Source organism: Halomicrococcus pelagicus, assembly GCF_050954125.1.
In genome coordinates, this window is the sequence record NZ_JBPBWC010000010.1 from 1 (window position 1) to 16,658 (window position 16,658).

Annotated in this window: 18 protein-coding genes; 9 read left to right on the forward strand and 9 right to left on the reverse strand. The window is 69.4% G+C overall.

Annotation, left to right across the window (positions count from 1 at the left end):
* The coding region (locus ACRYA2_RS16685) for a phytoene/squalene synthase family protein (RefSeq protein WP_433630566.1) at positions 1-477 on the forward strand (477 nt) is incomplete at its 5' end.
* A 39-nt stretch (positions 478-516) separates the two neighbouring features.
* On the opposite strand, the gene ACRYA2_RS16690 is transcribed toward ACRYA2_RS16685, so the two are convergent.
* The 3 genes from ACRYA2_RS16690 to hisC are packed head-to-tail and all read right to left on the reverse strand — an operon-like array spanning position 517 to position 2,728.
* Positions 517-1,122 (reverse strand): CDP-alcohol phosphatidyltransferase family protein, encoded by a 606-nt coding sequence (locus tag ACRYA2_RS16690; RefSeq protein ID WP_113276020.1) that lies wholly within the window; start codon positions 1,120-1,122, stop codon positions 517-519.
* The gene (locus ACRYA2_RS16695) at positions 1,119-1,658 is read right to left on the reverse strand and encodes an adenylate kinase family protein (protein ID WP_433630570.1); all 540 of its coding nucleotides are present in this window, start codon (positions 1,656-1,658) and stop codon (positions 1,119-1,121) included. Before ACRYA2_RS16695 ends, ACRYA2_RS16690 begins: the two co-directional genes overlap by 4 nt.
* Complete coding sequence (gene hisC, locus ACRYA2_RS16700; RefSeq protein WP_433630573.1) at positions 1,655-2,728, reverse strand: histidinol-phosphate transaminase; 1,074 nt, start codon at positions 2,726-2,728, stop codon at positions 1,655-1,657. Before hisC ends, ACRYA2_RS16695 begins: the two co-directional genes overlap by 4 nt.
* A 214-nt stretch (positions 2,729-2,942) precedes the next feature.
* On the opposite strand from hisC, the gene ACRYA2_RS16705 reads away from it, so the two are divergent.
* The 3 genes from ACRYA2_RS16705 to ACRYA2_RS16715 all read left to right on the forward strand — a co-directional run bounded on the left by ACRYA2_RS16705 (position 2,943) and on the right by ACRYA2_RS16715 (position 4,819).
* Positions 2,943-3,236, forward strand: coding sequence for a DUF5789 family protein (locus tag ACRYA2_RS16705; protein WP_113276018.1), 294 nt, complete (start codon positions 2,943-2,945; stop codon positions 3,234-3,236).
* Entirely contained in the window at positions 3,233-3,919 is a 687-nt protein-coding gene (locus ACRYA2_RS16710; protein WP_433630575.1) for a CPBP family glutamic-type intramembrane protease, read from the forward strand. Before ACRYA2_RS16705 ends, ACRYA2_RS16710 begins: the two co-directional genes overlap by 4 nt.
* A 69-nt stretch (positions 3,920-3,988) precedes the next feature.
* On the forward strand, positions 3,989-4,819 hold the full coding sequence (locus ACRYA2_RS16715; RefSeq protein WP_433630577.1) for a cell division protein CdpA domain-containing protein: 831 nt from the start codon (positions 3,989-3,991) through the stop codon (positions 4,817-4,819).
* Positions 4,820-4,905: 86 nt separating this feature from the next.
* On the opposite strand, the gene ACRYA2_RS16720 is transcribed toward ACRYA2_RS16715, so the two are convergent.
* Genes ACRYA2_RS16720 through ACRYA2_RS16730 form a run of 3 tightly spaced genes read right to left on the reverse strand, consistent with a single transcriptional unit; the run spans position 4,906 to position 7,540 of the window.
* Positions 4,906-5,361, reverse strand: a complete 456-nt coding sequence (locus ACRYA2_RS16720) for a Mut7-C RNAse domain-containing protein (RefSeq protein ID WP_433630579.1) — start codon at positions 5,359-5,361, stop codon at positions 4,906-4,908.
* On the reverse strand, positions 5,361-7,100 hold the full coding sequence (locus ACRYA2_RS16725; RefSeq protein WP_433630581.1) for a helix-hairpin-helix domain-containing protein: 1,740 nt from the start codon (positions 7,098-7,100) through the stop codon (positions 5,361-5,363). The genes ACRYA2_RS16720 and ACRYA2_RS16725 overlap by 1 nt, the downstream gene beginning before the upstream one ends.
* Positions 7,097-7,540, reverse strand: coding sequence for a DUF5788 family protein (locus ACRYA2_RS16730; protein WP_113276013.1), 444 nt, complete (start codon positions 7,538-7,540; stop codon positions 7,097-7,099). Before ACRYA2_RS16730 ends, ACRYA2_RS16725 begins: the two co-directional genes overlap by 4 nt.
* Positions 7,541-7,702: 162 nt before the next feature.
* Between ACRYA2_RS16730 and ACRYA2_RS16735 the strand changes: the two genes are divergently transcribed.
* From ACRYA2_RS16735 to ACRYA2_RS16750, 4 genes are all read left to right on the forward strand, one after another.
* Positions 7,703-9,049: an aryl-sulfate sulfotransferase gene (locus ACRYA2_RS16735; protein WP_433630585.1), complete on the forward strand. Its 1,347-nt coding sequence runs from the start codon at positions 7,703-7,705 to the stop codon at positions 9,047-9,049.
* Between the two features lie 102 nt (positions 9,050-9,151).
* Positions 9,152-10,423, forward strand: coding sequence for a Single-stranded DNA binding protein (locus tag ACRYA2_RS16740; protein ID WP_433630587.1), 1,272 nt, complete (start codon positions 9,152-9,154; stop codon positions 10,421-10,423).
* Positions 10,420-12,066: an RPA family protein gene (locus ACRYA2_RS16745; RefSeq protein WP_433630588.1), complete on the forward strand. Its 1,647-nt coding sequence runs from the start codon at positions 10,420-10,422 to the stop codon at positions 12,064-12,066. Before ACRYA2_RS16740 ends, ACRYA2_RS16745 begins: the two co-directional genes overlap by 4 nt.
* Positions 12,066-12,812 carry a metallophosphoesterase gene (locus ACRYA2_RS16750; protein WP_433630590.1) on the forward strand — a complete coding sequence of 249 codons (747 nt, stop codon included), beginning with the start codon at positions 12,066-12,068 and terminating at the stop codon, positions 12,810-12,812. Before ACRYA2_RS16745 ends, ACRYA2_RS16750 begins: the two co-directional genes overlap by 1 nt.
* Before the next feature lies 1 nt (position 12,813).
* On the opposite strand, the gene ACRYA2_RS16755 is transcribed toward ACRYA2_RS16750, so the two are convergent.
* A complete protein-coding gene (locus ACRYA2_RS16755) occupies positions 12,814-13,287 on the reverse strand; it encodes a DUF6141 family protein (protein ID WP_433630592.1) in 474 nt (157 codons plus the stop codon).
* Between the two features lie 384 nt (positions 13,288-13,671).
* Between ACRYA2_RS16755 and ACRYA2_RS16760 the strand changes: the two genes are divergently transcribed.
* The gene (locus ACRYA2_RS16760) at positions 13,672-15,282 is read left to right on the forward strand and encodes a CocE/NonD family hydrolase (RefSeq protein WP_433630595.1); all 1,611 of its coding nucleotides are present in this window, start codon (positions 13,672-13,674) and stop codon (positions 15,280-15,282) included.
* Between the two features lie 100 nt (positions 15,283-15,382).
* Here ACRYA2_RS16760 and ACRYA2_RS16765 read toward each other — a convergent pair whose 3' ends face one another.
* Together ACRYA2_RS16765 and ACRYA2_RS16770 are read right to left on the reverse strand one after the other, a co-directional pair.
* Complete coding sequence (locus ACRYA2_RS16765; RefSeq protein ID WP_433630597.1) at positions 15,383-15,748, reverse strand: group I truncated hemoglobin; 366 nt, start codon at positions 15,746-15,748, stop codon at positions 15,383-15,385.
* Positions 15,749-15,893: 145 nt separating this feature from the next.
* Positions 15,894-16,640: a sugar phosphate isomerase/epimerase family protein gene (locus ACRYA2_RS16770; RefSeq protein ID WP_433630600.1), complete on the reverse strand. Its 747-nt coding sequence runs from the start codon at positions 16,638-16,640 to the stop codon at positions 15,894-15,896.
* Between the last annotated feature and the right edge of the window lie 18 nt (positions 16,641-16,658).

Below are 16,658 nucleotides of genomic sequence, written 5' to 3' on the forward strand. Positions count from 1 at the left end.
TTCCAGCTGACGAACTTCCTGCGGGACGTCCGCGAGGACGTCGTCGACCGCGACCGCATCTACCTCCCCGCGACCACTCTCGCGCGTCACGGCGTCACCCACGACCAGCTCGTCCGCCTGGAGTTCTCGGAGGGGTTCGCGGCGGCGATGCGCGAGGAACTCCGGCGCGCGGAGACCCTGTATCGCGAGGGGGTCGCCGGCATCCGGTATCTCCCCGAGGGCTGCCAGTTCGCCGTCCTGCTCGCCGCCGTCCTCTACGCCGACTACCACCGCGTCATCCGGAAGCGCGGGAACGACGTGCTGACGAGCGAGCCGTCGCTCGGGACCCTCCGGAAACTGTCGCTGCTGGCCCGAACGCGCTGGCACTGGCGGCGGACCCGCGACCCCGAGACGGTGTTCCGGCGCGTCAGTGCCGTCGCCAGCCCCGAACAGCGGCGCTCGGACACGAAACCGGGCGACACGTTGCCGGCGCGTTGACGTCACCGCCGACCGCCGGTCGTCGACACCCTCGGTAGCTCAGGACAGCGCGCGCCAGGCGTGATAGAACCGCTGGAGTGCGGTGAAGTGGCCCACCACGGCGAACACGCCGAGGAGGAGCACGACGAGCGAGACTCCGGCGACGCCCTCCACGAACGCCGCGACGCCGGCGGTCACGCCCATCAGCGCGAGGCGGTCGGCGCGCCCGAGGAGTCCGCCGTAGACGCGGTCGAGTCCCACGGCCTGGGCCTGCGTGCCGAGGTACGAGGTCATCAGGACGCCCGTGACGGCGGCCAGGCCGAGCGCGTACCGCCCGACGCCTGCGGTGAACCCCGCGATGAGAACGATGTCGGCGTAGCGGTCGAGCACGTGGTCGAGCAGGTCGCCAGCCTTCGACTCCGTGCCGAGTTCCCGGGCAAGCGCGCCGTCGAGCAGGTCGAGCCAGCCGTTCAAGAACACGAGGACGGCACCGACGAGATACCAGACGCCGGTCTCGCCGCCGAGGTAGAAGCTGCCGGCCGCCGCGGCCGCCAGCAGGAAGGCGACGACGCTCACCGAGTCCGGCGTGAGTCCGAGTCGCCGCGACGCCGAGACGAACGGGTCGAGCGCGCGGTCGGCCAGTGGGCGCAACCGGTCGAGCGTCATAGGTAGTCGGTGAACTCCACTTCTCCGGCGGACGGCGCTCTGTCGCCGCGGACGACCGCCTCGACGTCGTCCGCCACCGCCTCCGGGTCGCGGTCGGTCGTGTCTATCTCGTACACTGCGTCCGCGCCGTGCTCCGCGACGGCCTCCGAGAGTACGACGTCCAGCGCCTCGCTCTCCGCGTTCTCGGTCGCCTTCGCCTCCGGTTCGCCGCGGTCTGCCAGTCGCTCCGCCAGTTGCTCCGGGCGACAGCGCAGGACGACCACGCGGTCGGCGTCGAAGCGGTGGGCGAGGTGCGACTCGACGAGGAGGTGGTCGGCCTCGCTCTCGCGTTCGCGGTCGTCCAGCCAGTCGGCGAGCGCGTCGAGGTCGGCGACCAGGCTCCCGCGTTCGGCGTCCTCGCCCTCGTGGAACCCCTCCTCGCGGACGACCTCGTTCAGGTGGACCACGTCGATGGCGGCATCGCCGAGGTTCGACGCCACGATGTCCGTCGCGGTCGTCTTGCCCGTTCCGGGTGTTCCGGTGACGGCGACCTTCATTCCGCGAGCACCTCGTTCAGTTCCCGGACGGCCGTCCGGGTCTCCTCTTCCGTCCCGCAGGTCACCCGGACGCAGTCGGGGAGGCCGAAACTCGTGCAGTCGCGGACGATGACGCCGCGTTCCCGGAGGTCGGCGGCGACGCCCGTCGCGTCGCCGACCTCCACCAGCACGAAGTTGGCGTGGCTCTCCCAGGTCGGCGCGTCGAGTTCCGTCCGGAGGTACTCCCGCGCCCAGCGGACCGTCTCGACGGAGCGCCGGACGTGCTCGTCGTCGTCCAGCGCGGCGAGACCGGCCCGGCAGGCGAGTTCGCTCGCGGCGAACGGCGTGTTGACGCGGGCGTAGGCGTCGGCCCACTCCTCGGGGACGAGGGCGTAGCCGAGGCGCACGCCGGCGAGGCCGTAGGCCTTCGAGAACGTCCGGAGGACGGCCACGTCGTCGCGTGCGTCGAGGAGTTCGACCGCGCTCGGCGCGTCGGCGTACTCGCCGTACGCCTCGTCGACGACCACGAGCGTCTCGTCGGCGGTCGCGTCGGCGACGTCCTCGACGGCGTCGACGGAGAAGCGACCGCCGGTGGGGTTGTGCGGGCTGGTCAGGTAGACGATGCGCTCGCCGTCGTAGGCGGAGAGGACGGTGTCGGCGGCCAGCGCGAAGTCGTCGGCCTTCGAGAGGTCGTACTCGCGTACGTCGCCGTGGTGGTAGCGCGCGCTCATGCCGTAGTAGGCGAAACCGGGGTCCGGCACGAGCACGTCGTCGCCGGGTTCGAGCATCGCTCGGGCGAGGTAGTCGAGCGCTCCGTCGCCGCCGTTTGCCAGCCACACCTGCTCGGACGCGACCGACCACCGCTCCGCGAGGCGGTCGACGAGGTCGGCGTGGGAGGCTTTCGGGTACGAGTTCGCGCGCTCGGCGGCGCGCTTCATCGCCCGGACCGCCGCCGGACTCGGGCCGAAGGGGTTCTCGTTCGACGCGAGCTTCACCAGTTCGTCGGAGTCGACGCCCAGTTCGCGGGCCACCTCCTCGATGCCCCGCCCGGCCTGGTACTCGACGTGGGCGGAGAGGTCCCGTGGTTTCATGTCCGGGAGGAGAGTCCGCCGGGCCTTAAGCGTGCTCACACGGGCCAGCGGGTCGGTTCGATACTTCGGACCACATGCGGTGACCGAAAGGGGGACGCCGGGCGAGAACGCGCGAGCGACGACGCGAGAGAAGCTGTTCGCCGGCCGAGACGGCGGCGACCGGGGCACGGTGGGTTCGGAAAAACTTAATCCACGCGCTGACAAACTGGCGGGTATGGCCGACGACAACGAGGAAGAAGAGGAACCTGCCGTCGAACTCGGCGAGCGAACGCCGGTCGAAGGTGCGCCGCTCGCTCGCGTCTCGTCGCGGCTCTTCTGGCCCATCCAGAAGAGCGAAATCGTCCGCCGGGAAGGCGAGACGACCATCCGGACGCCGGACGGGCCCCGACAGCTGAGCGACCTGCTGGACGAGGTCGAGGAGACCTACTTCCAGAGCGAGAAGGAGTTCACCGACGAGCTTCGAGGGGTCATCGGGAACGGTCCCGTTCCGACCGCCGACGGCTCGTGAACGTCTCCAGGTCGGTCGCCGGACGGGTGCCGGGTCTGACCTGGGTCCGGCTGTCGCTACTCGTCGGGGGGTTGCTGACCGTGCTGTGGTCGCTGTGGGCCGTCCCCGCCGGCGACCTGGGAGCGCGCCTCGTCCGCGACGTGACGCTGTACATCGCCATCCCGGGCGCGCTCGCGGTCACGCACGGCCGCCACCTCGGCTATCGAGTCGACCGCCGCGCGGTCCGCAACGCCGTCGTCCTGGCGGTAATCGTCGTCCCGTTCTACGTCGTCGGCTCGTCACTGCCGACGATACGCGCCTACTACCCGATGTGGCAGACCAGCCCCGCGCTGGGCGACTTTCTCCCGCACGCCGTCAAGCAGTTCGTCGTGGTGCTCGCCGCGGAGACGTACTACCGCGGGCTGCTCTGCGTCGGCGTGCGCAAGATAGGGTTCAAGAGCGTGTTCATCAGTCCCGTCGTGTACGCGTTGCACCACCTCGGCAAACCGCCGATAGAACTGCTGCTGTCCGGACCGACCGACGTGCTCTTCGGCGCGTTCGACTACGACGGGAACTCCCTGCTTCCCTCCGTGGTCGCTCACGGCCTCGGCCTCGTCCTGCTGGACTGGCTGGTGCTACACGAACCCCTCATCGCGCCCGAGACGGTGGTGGACTGGCTCCAGTGGCTACCGGTGCCGCTGTGAGCGTAGATGACTGGCGTCTGACAATGGTCTGACGCAGTTGTTTAGTATGAGGGGTTCAATGACGGAGACATGACAAGCCTCGGTGAAACCTACGCGGGTCGCGACGGCGTGAAAAAGCGCCCACGGCGACTCTACGCCGGGGTTGGCCTCTTCCTCTCGGGGTCGTTACTCGTCGTCGTCGCCATCCTGGCCGCGACGACGGACCTGTTCGCCGCCGTCGGACTCTCCACCTACGGCTCCCGCAAACTCGCGGGCGTCACGGCGGGGCTCGGCGTCCCGGCGGCGTTCGTCGGGGTGTTCACTGTCTTCCCCGCGACCAGCGACCGCGTCCGGGCCGCGGCGGCGATCGGTTCGTCCATCGCCGTGCTCGGCGTGGGCATGTTCTGGTACGCCTACCCCGACCACTGGGCCAGCCACGGAAGACAGCTCACCCTCCCCGTCGTCGCCGTCTACTTCTTCGGTTTCGTCACGACGTTCTGGTGCCTGTTCAGCGCCGTCGTGAACTTCAAGACGCGCAACGACCCCGGCGGCACCGTCACGATGGAGGTGACCCGCCAGGGCGAGACGAAAGTCGTCGAGGTCGAATCGTCCAGCGGCGGTCTCGACGGCGTCGGCGTCTTCGGAGGGGAACCGGACGGCGACGTCGACACCGCGGGCGTGTCGTCCGGCGACGCGGCCGCCAGCGACGGCGGCGCGACCGGCGACGCCCTCACGTCGCCCATCGACCCCGAGAGCCAACGCACGCCCGGAACGCAGGCGACTCCGACCGACCGATACTGCGGCAACTGCACGCACTTCGAGTACGTCCGCACCGAGAACGGCATCACGCCGTACTGCAAGCGCCACTCGGAGCGGATGACCGACATGGACGCCTGCGAGCGGTGGGAGCCGAACCGGTAACGCGGACGGGGACGGGCGAAACTCCGGTGAACGCCGGTCGCGTTCCGCTCGCGGGGTCCAGGGCCGAAGTTCCGGTGGAACCGTTCTCAGAGTTCCGAGAGCGTCTCCTCGACCGACTCCCAGTGGCTCCCTTTCCAGAAGTGCTGGCCGCAGTTCCGACAGCGCCAGACCCGCTGCTCGTCGACGCCGGGGGTGTGCTCCGGGGTCTCGCCGGACTCGACGCGCTCCAGGTCTCCGTTGCAGGCCGAACAGCGCGAGGGGTCGTCGAGCGAGAGCGTGCAGCCGGCCGCCCGGAGTTCCCGGAGCTGGTCGGTCACGTCCTTCGATTCGAGCAGGAGCGCGTCGCCGGCGCGGGTCGCGAGGGCGGCGTCGCGCGTGAGAAGCGTTCGGCCCTCCTGGCGGGCGAGGGCCAGCACCGCGTCGTCGTCCTCAACGCCCCGGTCCAGCGCGTAGGCGGCGTCGTACCCGCACATCCGGAGGTACGTCGACAGCTTGCCGAGCATCGCGTCGAGGAGGAGGCGAGGCGAGGACCGGGAGGTCATCAGTGGAGGAACTCGCGGACGCCGTCGGCGTCCCGGGCGTTCAGCACGTCGCTCGCTTCGGCCCACCCGCGGCGAGCGGTGTGGACGCCGTAGCGGACGTTCGCGTACTCGCCGGGGCTGTGGGCGTCGGTGTCGATGGCGAGCGTCGCGCCCTCGTCGACGGCGACGTGGACAGCCCCGCCCCAGAGGTCGAGACGGTTCGGGTTGGCGTTCACCTCCAGGGCGACGTCGTTGTCGGCGGCGGCCCGCGCCACCTCGCGCACGTCGAACTCCAGCCCCTGACGCTGGTTGATGAGGCGACCGCTGGGGTGGCCGAGCACGTCGACGCTCGGGTGTTCGACGGCGGCGACGAGGCGGTCGGTGGCCTCCGTGCCGAGCCCGCTGTGGGGCGAGGCGACCACGCAGTCGAGGTCGGCGAGCACGTCGTCGGCGACGCTGACGTCGCCCTCGGCGTCGACGTTCGCCTCGACGCCCGCGAGCACGTCGACGTCCGCGTCCTCGTCGACCGCCCGGACCTCGGCTATCTGCTCGCGGAGGTCCTCGTCGTCGAGGCCGACGCCGCCGACCATCCCCGGACCGGTCGCGTGGTCGGAGATGCAGACGTAGTCGTGGCCGAACTCCGCGGCCCCCGCCGCCATCTCCGCGATGGTGTCGTTGCCGTCCGACCAGGTGGTGTGGACGTGGAGGTCGCCGCGCACGTCGCCCTCTTCGAGGAGGTCGGGCAGGTCGCCGGCGGCGGCGGCGTCTATCTCGCCGCGGTCCTCGCGCATCTCCGGCGGAATCAGCGGAAGGTCCAGCGCCGCGTACATGCTCTCTTCCGTCTCACCGGCGACGCGCTTGCCCACGCGCTGGCCCGCGTCGGGGTCCTCGACGTTACTAACGTCAAAGACGCCGTACTCGTTTATCTTCATGCCGCGCTCGATGGCGTAGTTCCGGAGCGTGATGTTGTGGTTCTTGCTCCCGGTGAAGTACTGGAGCGCGCTCCCGAATTCGTCGGGGACGACCACGCGGAGGTCGACGCGCATCCCCTCGACGCGGATGGCCGCCTTGTCCGTGCCGGCCTCGATGACCTCCGCGGCGCGCTCCCAGTCGGTGAACGCGTCGACGACCGCCTGCTTGTCCTCGCTCGCGGCCAGCAGGTCCACGTCGCCGATGGTGTCGCGCCAGCGCCGCAGCGACCCGGCGAGTTCGCAGCGCCCGACCGCCGGCACGTCCGCGAAGTACGAGCGCACCTGCTCGCCGACGGGACGGGCGTTGCCCAGCAGTTCCCGGCCCTGGACCTGCCGGGCGAACTCGACGCCCTCCCGGATGTTCTGTTCGGTCTTCTCGCCGTACCCCTTCAGCTCCCTGATTCGGCCCTCGTTGGCGGCCGCCTCCAGGTCGTCGAGCGTCTGGACGTCCAGTTCCTCGTAGAGGTCCCCGACCGTCTTCGGGCCGACGCCCTCCACGCGCGTCAGCGCGCCCATCTCGACCGGCAGTTTCTCGCGCTGCTCGTCCAGTTCCTCGATGTGGCCCGTCTCGAAGTACTCGACTATTTTCTCCGCGATGGCGTCGCCGACCTGTTCGATGTCGGCGACGGCGTCCGGCCCCTCGGCCGCCAGCTCCTCCACGTCCTCGGGGTAGTCGCGGACGTTGTCCGCCGCGCGCTCGTACACGCGAGGTTTGTACTCCACGTTCTGGGCGTCCAGCAGCGCGGCGTACTCCTCCAGCAGCGCCGCCACCTCGGCGTTACGGCTCACAGCTTCGACCTCCCGTGGGAGCCGGAATCGTCGCGGCCGAGGGCCTTCTTGAGGAACGACATCCAGCGCTTCTTGTCCGCGGCCTCGTTCGCCCTCGTCTCGGCTTCGAGGTCGGTCGTGCCGAGGTTCTCGAGGGCGTTCAGCGCGCGGTCGATGCCGACGATGGCCTCGACGATGTCCTCGCCCGTCTCGCGGCTGATGTCCTCCTCTTCGAGGCGCTGTTTGCGCTGGAGACGCTCGCGGCGCAGGTTCGATTTCGCCTGCTCGACGCGGTCTCGCTCGCCCGGCGGCACCGTATCGCGGCGCTTTATCTCGAAGACGAACTCGCGCAGTTCGATGGGCTCGCCCTGCACCGTTATCGTCTCCGGAATCGTCGCCCCGACGGTCGCCCCCTCGCGCTCGACGCGTTCGAGCAGTTGCTTGCGCTCGTACTCTTGCACGTCCGTAACTCGTCGCCCCGGAGCAAAAATCTCCCGTCCGAGGCGGCGGGCGCGACACGACGACTGGCGGCGGCGGGTGTCCCGGCGAGAGACGTTCCCGGTCCGGAAACCGCCGCGGTCGGATGGTTGGTTTTATAGGCTGGCTCCCTATCACCGAAAACGATGGTTTCCCGGAGCGTCTACCGCCCTTTCTTCGTCGTCCTCCTGCTGTGCTGTGCGGGAGTGGTCGGCTACGCCTACGCCACCGCGGAGACGAAACCGAAGATGGACCAGTACCGCCAGCAAGCCAGCGTTCCCTTCGACCAGCGCGAACCGGTCGTCCCGCCGCGCGAGAACGCCACGGTCGTCACCGGCCACGGAATGAACGGCGACGCGGCCGCCGTCGTCGCCTTCGCTCCCGACGGCCGGGTGCTGTACTACAACGACACCTACGCCGGCTACGAGGACGTCGACCCCGTCCCGAACACGTCCGCGACGGTCGAGTACGTCGCCGAGAAATCGCTGACCGGCGAACGCGGCGACGCCTGCGACGCGAAGTGCACGGTCTCGGTCGTCGAGCGCGTCAACCTCTCGACGGGGGACGTTACGCGCGTCCACTCGCGCATCATCCCGCAGGACCGCGGCGCGAACTGGCACGACGTGGACCGCCTCGACGAGCACCGCCTGCTCGTCGGCGATATCCACCGCGACGCCGTCTTCGTCGTCAACACGACCACCGACGTGACGACCTGGCGCTGGAGCGTCGCCGACGACTACCCCATCACGGAGGGCGGCCCCTACCCCGTCGACTGGGCGCACCTGAACGACGTCGAGCGCCTCCCCGACGGCCGCTACATGGCGAGCCTCCGCAACCAGGACCAGGTCGTCTTTCTGAACGAGAGCGGTCTGATCGAGGGGTGGACGCTCGGGAGCGAGGACGACTACGGCGTCCTCTACGAGCAGCACAACCCGGACTACATCCCCGAGTCGCGGGGCGGTCCCGCGGTGGTCGTCGCGGACTCGCTGAACGACCGGGTGGTCGAGTACCAGCGCCGCAACGGGTCGTGGGAGCAGACCTGGGTCTGGAACGACTCCGAGATGATCTGGCCCCGGGACGCCGACCGCCTGCCGAACGGCAACACGCTCGTCTCCGACTCGAACAGCAACCGCGTGCTCGAGGTGAACGAGTCTGGCGGCGTCGCCTGGTCTATCCCCTTCTACTCGGTCTACGAGGCCGAGCGCCTCGGCACGGGCGACGAGAGCGCGGGCGGTCCGAGCGCCGTGCGGGCGAATCTCGCCTCCCGCACCTCGTCGGGGGACCCCCGCGGCGTCTACGAGGAGGTGGCGCACGCCCTGTTGCCGCGCAAGACGGTGAACGGCGTCACGTTCGTGCTGCCGATGTGGGCCGGCCTCGGCGAACTGCTCGCCGTCGCGGTCGCCGCCCTCGCCGTCCTCGCCTGGGCGGGACTCGAACTCCGTGACTCCTCGCTCACCGTCGACCTGGAGTGGCCAGTGACGTTCCGGCGATAGACGACCAAGTCGGCGGCGACGGAACGACCGACGGCGCGTCTCCCCCGCGCACCTTCCGGACACGACGAATACTTTTAAACTATCCCCTCCCAAGTTCGAGTGATGAGTTTAGACGACCATGCCGAGGCACTCGCCTCCGACCTCGGTGTCGACAAAGAGGAGGTCAAATCCGACCTGAAGAATCTCGTAGAGTACAGCGTCCCGATGGACGAGGCCAAACAGAGCCTCCGGCGGAAGTACGGTGGCGGTGGCGGCGAGTCCAGCGAGCCGTCGACCGTCGACGTCGCGGAGGTGACCACCGAGTCGGGCAACGTCACCGTCACCGCCAAGGTGCTGACGGTCGGCAAACGCTCGATTCGCTACCAGGGCGACGACCAGGTCATCTTCGAGGGGGAACTCGCCGACGGGTCCGGCAAGATATCCTACACCGCCTGGAACGACTTCGGCCTCGAACCAGGCCAGGTCATCACCGCGGGCAACGCCGGCGTCCGCGAGTGGGAAGGTGAACCGGAACTCAATCTCGGCGAGAGCACGAACGTCGCCAGCGCCGACGCCGACATCGACGTTCCCTACGAGGTCGGCGGCGACGCCAGCCTCTCGGACCTCCGCCCCGGCGACCGCGGCGTCTCGCTCGAGGTCGTCGCCGTCGAGGTCGAACAGAAGACCATCGACGGCCGGGACGGTGAGACAGAGATAAAGAGCGGCGTCGTCGCCGACGAGTCGGCACGGCTCCCCTTCACCGACTGGGAGGCTCGCGACGAACTCGTCGAGGGCGCGACGCTGAGCGCGGAGAACGTCTACGTCCGGGAGTTCCGCGGCGTCCCCTCCGTCAACTTCTCGGAGTTCACGACGGTCGCGCCGCTCGACCGCGACGTGGACGTCAGCGACACCGCGACCCGCAAGAGCGTCCGCGACGCCGTCGAAACCGGCGGCGTGTTCGACGTCGAGGTCGTCGGCAACGTCGTCGCTGTCCGGGACGGCTCCGGCCTCATCCAGCGCTGTCCGCAGTGCGGCCGCGTCATCCAGAAGGGCCAGTGCCGGAGCCACGGCGAGGTCGACGGCCAGGACGACCTCCGGGTGAAGGCCATCGTCGACGACGGGACGGGCACCGTCACCGCCATCCTCGACGACGAACTCACGGCCGAGGTGTACGGCGGCGGGCTGGAGAAGGCGCGCGAACAGGCCCGCGATGCGATGGACCAGGAGGTCGTCGCCGACACGATTCGCGAGCGACTCGTCGGCCACGAGTTCCGCGTTCGCGGCAACCTCTCGGTGGACGACTACGGCGCGAACATTGAAACCTCGGAGTTCGAGGCAACCGACGACGACCCCGAAGAGCGTGCCGCGGCGCTGCTCGCGGAGGTGGAAGCATGAGCGGACAGGGTGGCGCGGGCCGACGCGAGGTCGCGTGGCGCGTCTTCGCGGCGGAGTACGACGACGCGACGCTCGAACACTCCGACAGCGACGAGGAGCGAGCGCCCAACTACGTCGTCACGCCGACGGGCGCACGTATCAACCGCCTGTTCGTCGTCGGCGTCCTCACGGAGGTCGAGCAGGTGAGCGACGACGTCCTCCGGGGACGGGTCGTCGACCCGACCGGCGGATTCGTCGTCTACGCCGGCCAGTACCAGCCGGACGCGATGGCGTTTCTCGAACGCGCCGACCCGCCGGCGTTCGTCGCCGTCACCGGGAAGGCCCGCACCTTCCGGCCGGAGGACTCCGACGTCGTGTACACCTCCGTCCGCCCGGAGAGCATCAACGAGGTCGACGCGGAGACGCGCGACCGGTGGACGGTCCAGACCGCCGAGCAGACGCTCCAGCGGGTGCGGACGTTCGCCGGCGCGCTCGAGTCGGGCGAGCGCGGCGACGACCTCCAGCGGTCGCTCGCGGCCAGCGGCGTCGACGCCGGCCTGGCCGACGGCGTTCCGCTCGCGCTCGACCACTACGGCACGACGCCCGCCTACCTCGGTGCGGTTCACGACCTCGCACTCGACGCGGCCCGGGTCGTCGCGGGCGAAATCGACGCCGACGAGGTCGGGCCGCTCTCGACGGCCCCCGACGAGAGCGGCGACGTGACCGTGGACCTCACCGAAAAAGCGCCCGACGTGGCCGCGGTGAGCGGCGTCGAAACCGGCGGTGAGCCGGAGCCGGCCGAGGAGGCCGAGGAGCCCGACTCCTCGGAACCCGAAGAGACCGAGACCGACGTCGACGCCGAGGAGACGGACGAGTTCGAGCCTGCACCGGCGGAGGGAGACGAAGTCGAGACCGCACCGGAGGAACTCGACGAGGCCACCGAACCCGCCGGTGCGGGCGAACCCGCCGAAACAGCCGGGGAAGACGAGTCCGCGCCCGAGGTCGAGGACGCGTCCGACGCGGCCGAACTGGAGGCCGAGACAGAGGACGAGCCCTCCGTCGAGCCGGAGCAGGAGACGGTGAGCGACGAGGAGTTCGAGCCCGAGGTCGACGCGGAGACCGACCCCGGCACCGACGGGGCCGCCGACGAGATGTACGAGTTCGACGAGGGGGAGCGCGAGCGCATCGAGGAGGAGTACGGCACCGAGTTCTCGACCGCCACCGAGGTCGGCGAACCGGGCGAGGCTGGCATAGAGACGCCCGCGCCGGAGGACGAGGCCGAACAGTCGGCGGACGACACTGACGAGTTCGACGCCGACGAGGAACTCGGCGACTTCGAGCCCAACGAGACCGCGACCGACGCCGAGGTCGAGGACAGCGAACCGGAGGAAGCGACCGACGAGTCGGCGGCGGTCGAAGCGGCGACCGGCGACGAAGACGGCGAGGAAGAGTCCGCCGGCGGCGAGCCGGAGGACCTGGAGAACACGGTGATGCGCGTGATGCAGGACCTGAACGGCGACGACGGGGTCGAGCGGGAGCAGTTGCTCGCCGCCGTCGTGAACCGCTACGACGTGACGCCCGCGGACGTCGAGGACGCGCTCCAGGACGCGCTGATGGCCGGACGCTGCTACGAGTCCGGCGAGGACACGCTCAAACCCATCTGATGGCGCTGGTCGAACCGGTCCCCGGCGAACCGGCCGCGACCGCCGACCTCGGCCACGAGCGCGCGCTCGTCGTCGCGGACTACCACGCCGGCATCGAGGCCGCGCTCCGCAAGGAGCAGGGCGTCAGCCTCGACAGCGCGGCCGAGCAGCGCCGCGACCACCTCCGCACGCTGCTCGACCGCACCGACCCGGACCGCGTCGTCTTCCTCGGCGACCTGATGGAGTCCATCGCCGGTCCCGGCGGCGCGGAGCGCGGCGAGATAGAGGTGCTGCTGGAGACGGTCGAAGAGCGCGCCGCCGTGACGCTCGTGAAGGGCAACCACGACGGCGACATCGAATCGTGGGTGGACTGCGAGGTGACGCCGGGCGACGGCGTCCGCCTCGGCGACGTGGGGTTCGCGCACGGTCACACCTGGCCGGCGCGCGAGGTGCTCGAATCGGACGTGGTCTGCGTCGGCCACGAACACCCCTGCGTCCGCCTCGAGGATTCGGTCGGCGGGAGTCGCGTCGAGCGCGTCTGGCTCCGGGGAGAACTCGACCCCGCGCCGTTCGAGACTCACTACGGCGAGTCGCTGACGACGGACGCGGAGCTGACCGTCTTCCCGGGGTTCAACGACCTCTCCGGCGGAACGTGGGTCAACGTCGAAGGACAGGAGTTCCTCGCACCGTTCCTCCCGGAGGGGCTTCGCGACGGGGAGGCGTACCTGCTGGACGGCACGCGGCTCGGGGCGTACGCGGAGATATAGGTCACAGGGTGCGCTCGGTCGCTTCCTGGACGGCCGCGAGGAGTTCCTCCGGGCGCTTCGACCCGACGTACGTCGACCGGTCGTTCGTGCGGTCGATCTCGACCCCGCTCCGCCCGCTCACGGTGTAGGCGGTCGTGCCCGGCGTCCACCTGAATCCCCAGCCGCCGAAGCGGACTGGGCTGTACCCGGTCGCTTCGAAGCCCGTCACCTCGTCGAAGGGGATGCGACGGAACGAGCGGTGGAACGGTTCGAACTTGAGATAGAGGGCGTCGTCGCGCACCTCGGTCGTCAGTCGGGCAGTGCCGAGCAGGAGCGCGACGCCGCCGAACGCCGCGAGTTCGCGGACGACGTCGCGTTTCGATTTCGTCCCGCGCGCGAGGCCGACGAGCGCGAGTACCGGGCGCACGGCGAGCAGCGCCCACAGCCAGGGCTGGCGGTACCGCTGGGTCTCACGGTAGTGGACTTCGGATGCCATGCCCGTCACTCGAACCGCCGACGGGAAATCGATTGTCCCCGAACCGCTCCTCGAAGTTCGTCGGTCTGGCGTGAAGTCGCGGAGCCGCCGACCGCCGTCGCAACGGACGGGACCCGTTCCACGAGGACCCGGCTCCCTTCGCCGAACGTCGAGGAACCGGCGTCCCGTCTCCACGAACGATTCGTCGTCTTCTGGACCGGCGCATCGAGGCTACTCCCGCGGGTAATCGCGTTCCCGACGTATCCGGCCGCAGACGGCCGCGCCCGGGCTTCCCGCCGAGCCGATGGCGGCCCCAACGCTTTTTTCCGGCAATTTCTACGTTAGCGTGTGACACAAAATTATACGCGTCGGAGCGTGTTATCCGGGTTGGTAGGAGCCGGAGTGGTGACCACAGGGGTCAGCGTCACGTCGACCGAAACCGTCACGGCCGACGCGCCGTACTCGCGCACCGACTTCACGACGGCATCGTGGGACGGGACCGAACTCGTCGGCTCGATGTACGCCCCCGACGAAGACGGCCCGCATCCGGTCGTCCTGGGAACGCACGGGTACGGCAACGACCACACGACCGCTGCCATCCAGCGCCGCGCGGACGTCTACGCCAGCAACGGCTACGTGTTCTGTGCGTACGATTCGCGCGGATTCGGCGAGTCCGGCGGCGAGGTCGGCGTCGACGGACCGAACGAGGTCGCCGACGCACTCGCCCTGCTCGATCAACTCGCGCTCGGCGAGGTCGGCGACGTCTCCGTGAACGTCGCGACCGACGCGAACGGACCGGTGTGTGCGATGGACGGCCTCTCGTACGCGGGCGGCATTCAGCTCAACACGATGGCCGTATCTACCCCGAAGACGGCCGAGCGACTGCTCCCCGCCGACGCGAGCTTTGAAACTATCTCGTTCGCCGAGGGCAGCCCCCTCGACGCGGCGGTGCCGCGGTGGGCCTGGCACGACCTGCGTTTCTCGCTCGCTCCACGGGGCGTCGTCAAAGGGGGCTGGGATTCGTTACTGCTCGCGACCGGCGCGACCGGTTCCCGGGGGTTGACCTCCGGTGACGGGAAACCCAGCATCTACGATCTCAAGTACGGCGTCACCGAAGAGGTGCCCGAGGCGTTCGTCACGGCGACGGCGCAGAACGACTTCGATGGTGACAGCGAGGCGTTCTACGCCTCCCGCTCGCCGGTCTCGAAGACGGAGACGCTCGACACTCCGTCGCTGTTCGTCTCCTCGTGGACGGACACGCTGTTCGTTCCGAACGAGGCGGTGTGGAACTACCGCGCCGTCCGGGACAACGGAGCCGAATCCAAGCTGGTGCTGTTCCGCGGTGCCCACACCTTCGAGGAGACGGCGGACGAGGAGATGAACGCCCGGCTCGATTCCCGGGCACTCGAGTTCATCGACGCTCATCTCCGTCGGAACGAGGAGTCGGAGCTCCCGCCGGTCGAGTACTACGAGACGCAGACCGATTCGTGGTCGACGACGGACGATATCGACCCGCACAACAGCAAGGAGTGGTCGGTGGCGTTCTCTGACGCCCGACTCGACGAGAGCACCGTCGTCTACAACAGCGTCGCGCCGAGTTCTACCAGTCAGTTGACCAGCGAGGAAGAAGACCTCCTCGACGGGGTGACGGCGGTCCACTTCGAGTTCCCGATCACGGAGCAGCGGGAGCTTCTCGGCGCTCCCTCGCTCCGGCTCGACCTCGAACCGCTCGGCACCGACCCACGGCTGTTCGTGAAGGTGTATCACGTCGACGAGACGGGCGAGACGCTCGTTCACGACCAGGTGACGCCGGTTCACCCGACCGGCGACGGGCGTCGGACGGCCGAGGTGGAGATGACCGCGCTCCAGCGTTCCCTCGACGTCGGCGAGAGTTTGCGTATCACCGTGGCCGCGACCGATGCGGGGTTCTACTCCTCGCGGAAGGCCGCCGGCGCGCGTATCTACCACGGGGACGACGCTGACTCCGAGGTGACGTTCCCGGTTCAGCCGAACTGAGCGGCCTCGGGGAAACCCGTTCGTCCGCCGGGAAGTGGTACGTGCAGTCGGCCGCGGCTCCGAGCGTCCATCTCGAGGGGTCGATGTCGGAGCCGCGGCGTCAGCGACAGAGCACGTCGTCCTCCAGCGCCACCACCTCCGCCATCACCGCCTCGACCTTCTCGTCGGGGACGTCGAACGCCCGGAGCGCGCCTTCGAGATGCGTCGCGACGGCGTCGAAGTGCTCCCGTTCGAGGTCGAGCGGTTCGTGGATGTCGCGCATCTCGCCGCCGGTGTACTCGACGGGGCCGTCGGCCACCGAACTGAGGAACTGCGTCATGTGCGCTCGCTGGGCCGCCATGTCCATGTCGTCGAAGAAGTGCGCGACCGTCTCGTCGTCCAGGACGCGGTCGTAGAACTCGTCGACGATCGCTGCTATCCGTTCTCGGCCGCCTATCTGCTCGTAGAGATTCTCGCTCGTAGACATCTGTTGGGTCGTTGGATACGCCACGCTACCGTGGCAGGGTCGTTTCAAGGCAGTGCCACCGGTTCGTCACAGTCGCTGTGGTTCGTAAGTAACTACACGGAGTAGCGTTCGGCCGACGCGGGAGTAGGCGTTGTGCCGAACGTGTTTAGGTCAGCGCGAGGTCACGAAGTCGCCGGACGCTGTCGCGCTGGAACGCGTAGTCGTCCACGAGCAACTCGACCGCGACCGTCACGTCGCGGTCGGCCGCCCACGCCATCACGGGCGCGAAGTCGACGCTGCCGGTGCCGACCGGAACGTGGTCGTCCCCCCGTTCGCGGGCGTCGTGGACGTGCAGGTGGCGCACGAGGTCGCCGTGGTCGGTCAGGAAGGACTCGACGGCCGCCTGCCCGCCCTCCAGGTAGGCGTGCCCCACGTCGAAGCAGACGCTCGCGCCCGCCTCGCGAGCGAGTTCGGCCACCTCTGCGAGAGGGAACCCCTCGCTCGTGTACCCGAGGTTCTCGACGACGAGTTCGAGGCCGCGGTCGCGGCAGGCGTCGGCCAGCCAGGACGCCTGCTCGACGAACGCCTCGCGGTGTCGGTCGTCGTGGACTCCGGCGGACGCGTGCACCACCCCGACCTCGGCGTCGAGCGTCTCCGCCTTCGCCAGCGCCCGCTCCTGGTACTCGCGCATTGCGGCGTCGATTTCGGGTACGGTGGTCGCCAGGTCCGGGAAGTGCGGCAGGTGGACCGTACAGTCGAGGTCGGCGTCGTCCAGTTTCGCCCGGAAGCCGGCGGCGTCGAACTCCTCGACCGGGCAGTCCCGGGGGTTCAGTGCCGGTTCCACGAAGTCGAAGGTGGCCGTCTCCTCCTCGACGAGGTGGCGGTTCGGACCGAGCGTCGTGCCGAGCTTCATCGTTCGTTCTTCTCCGAG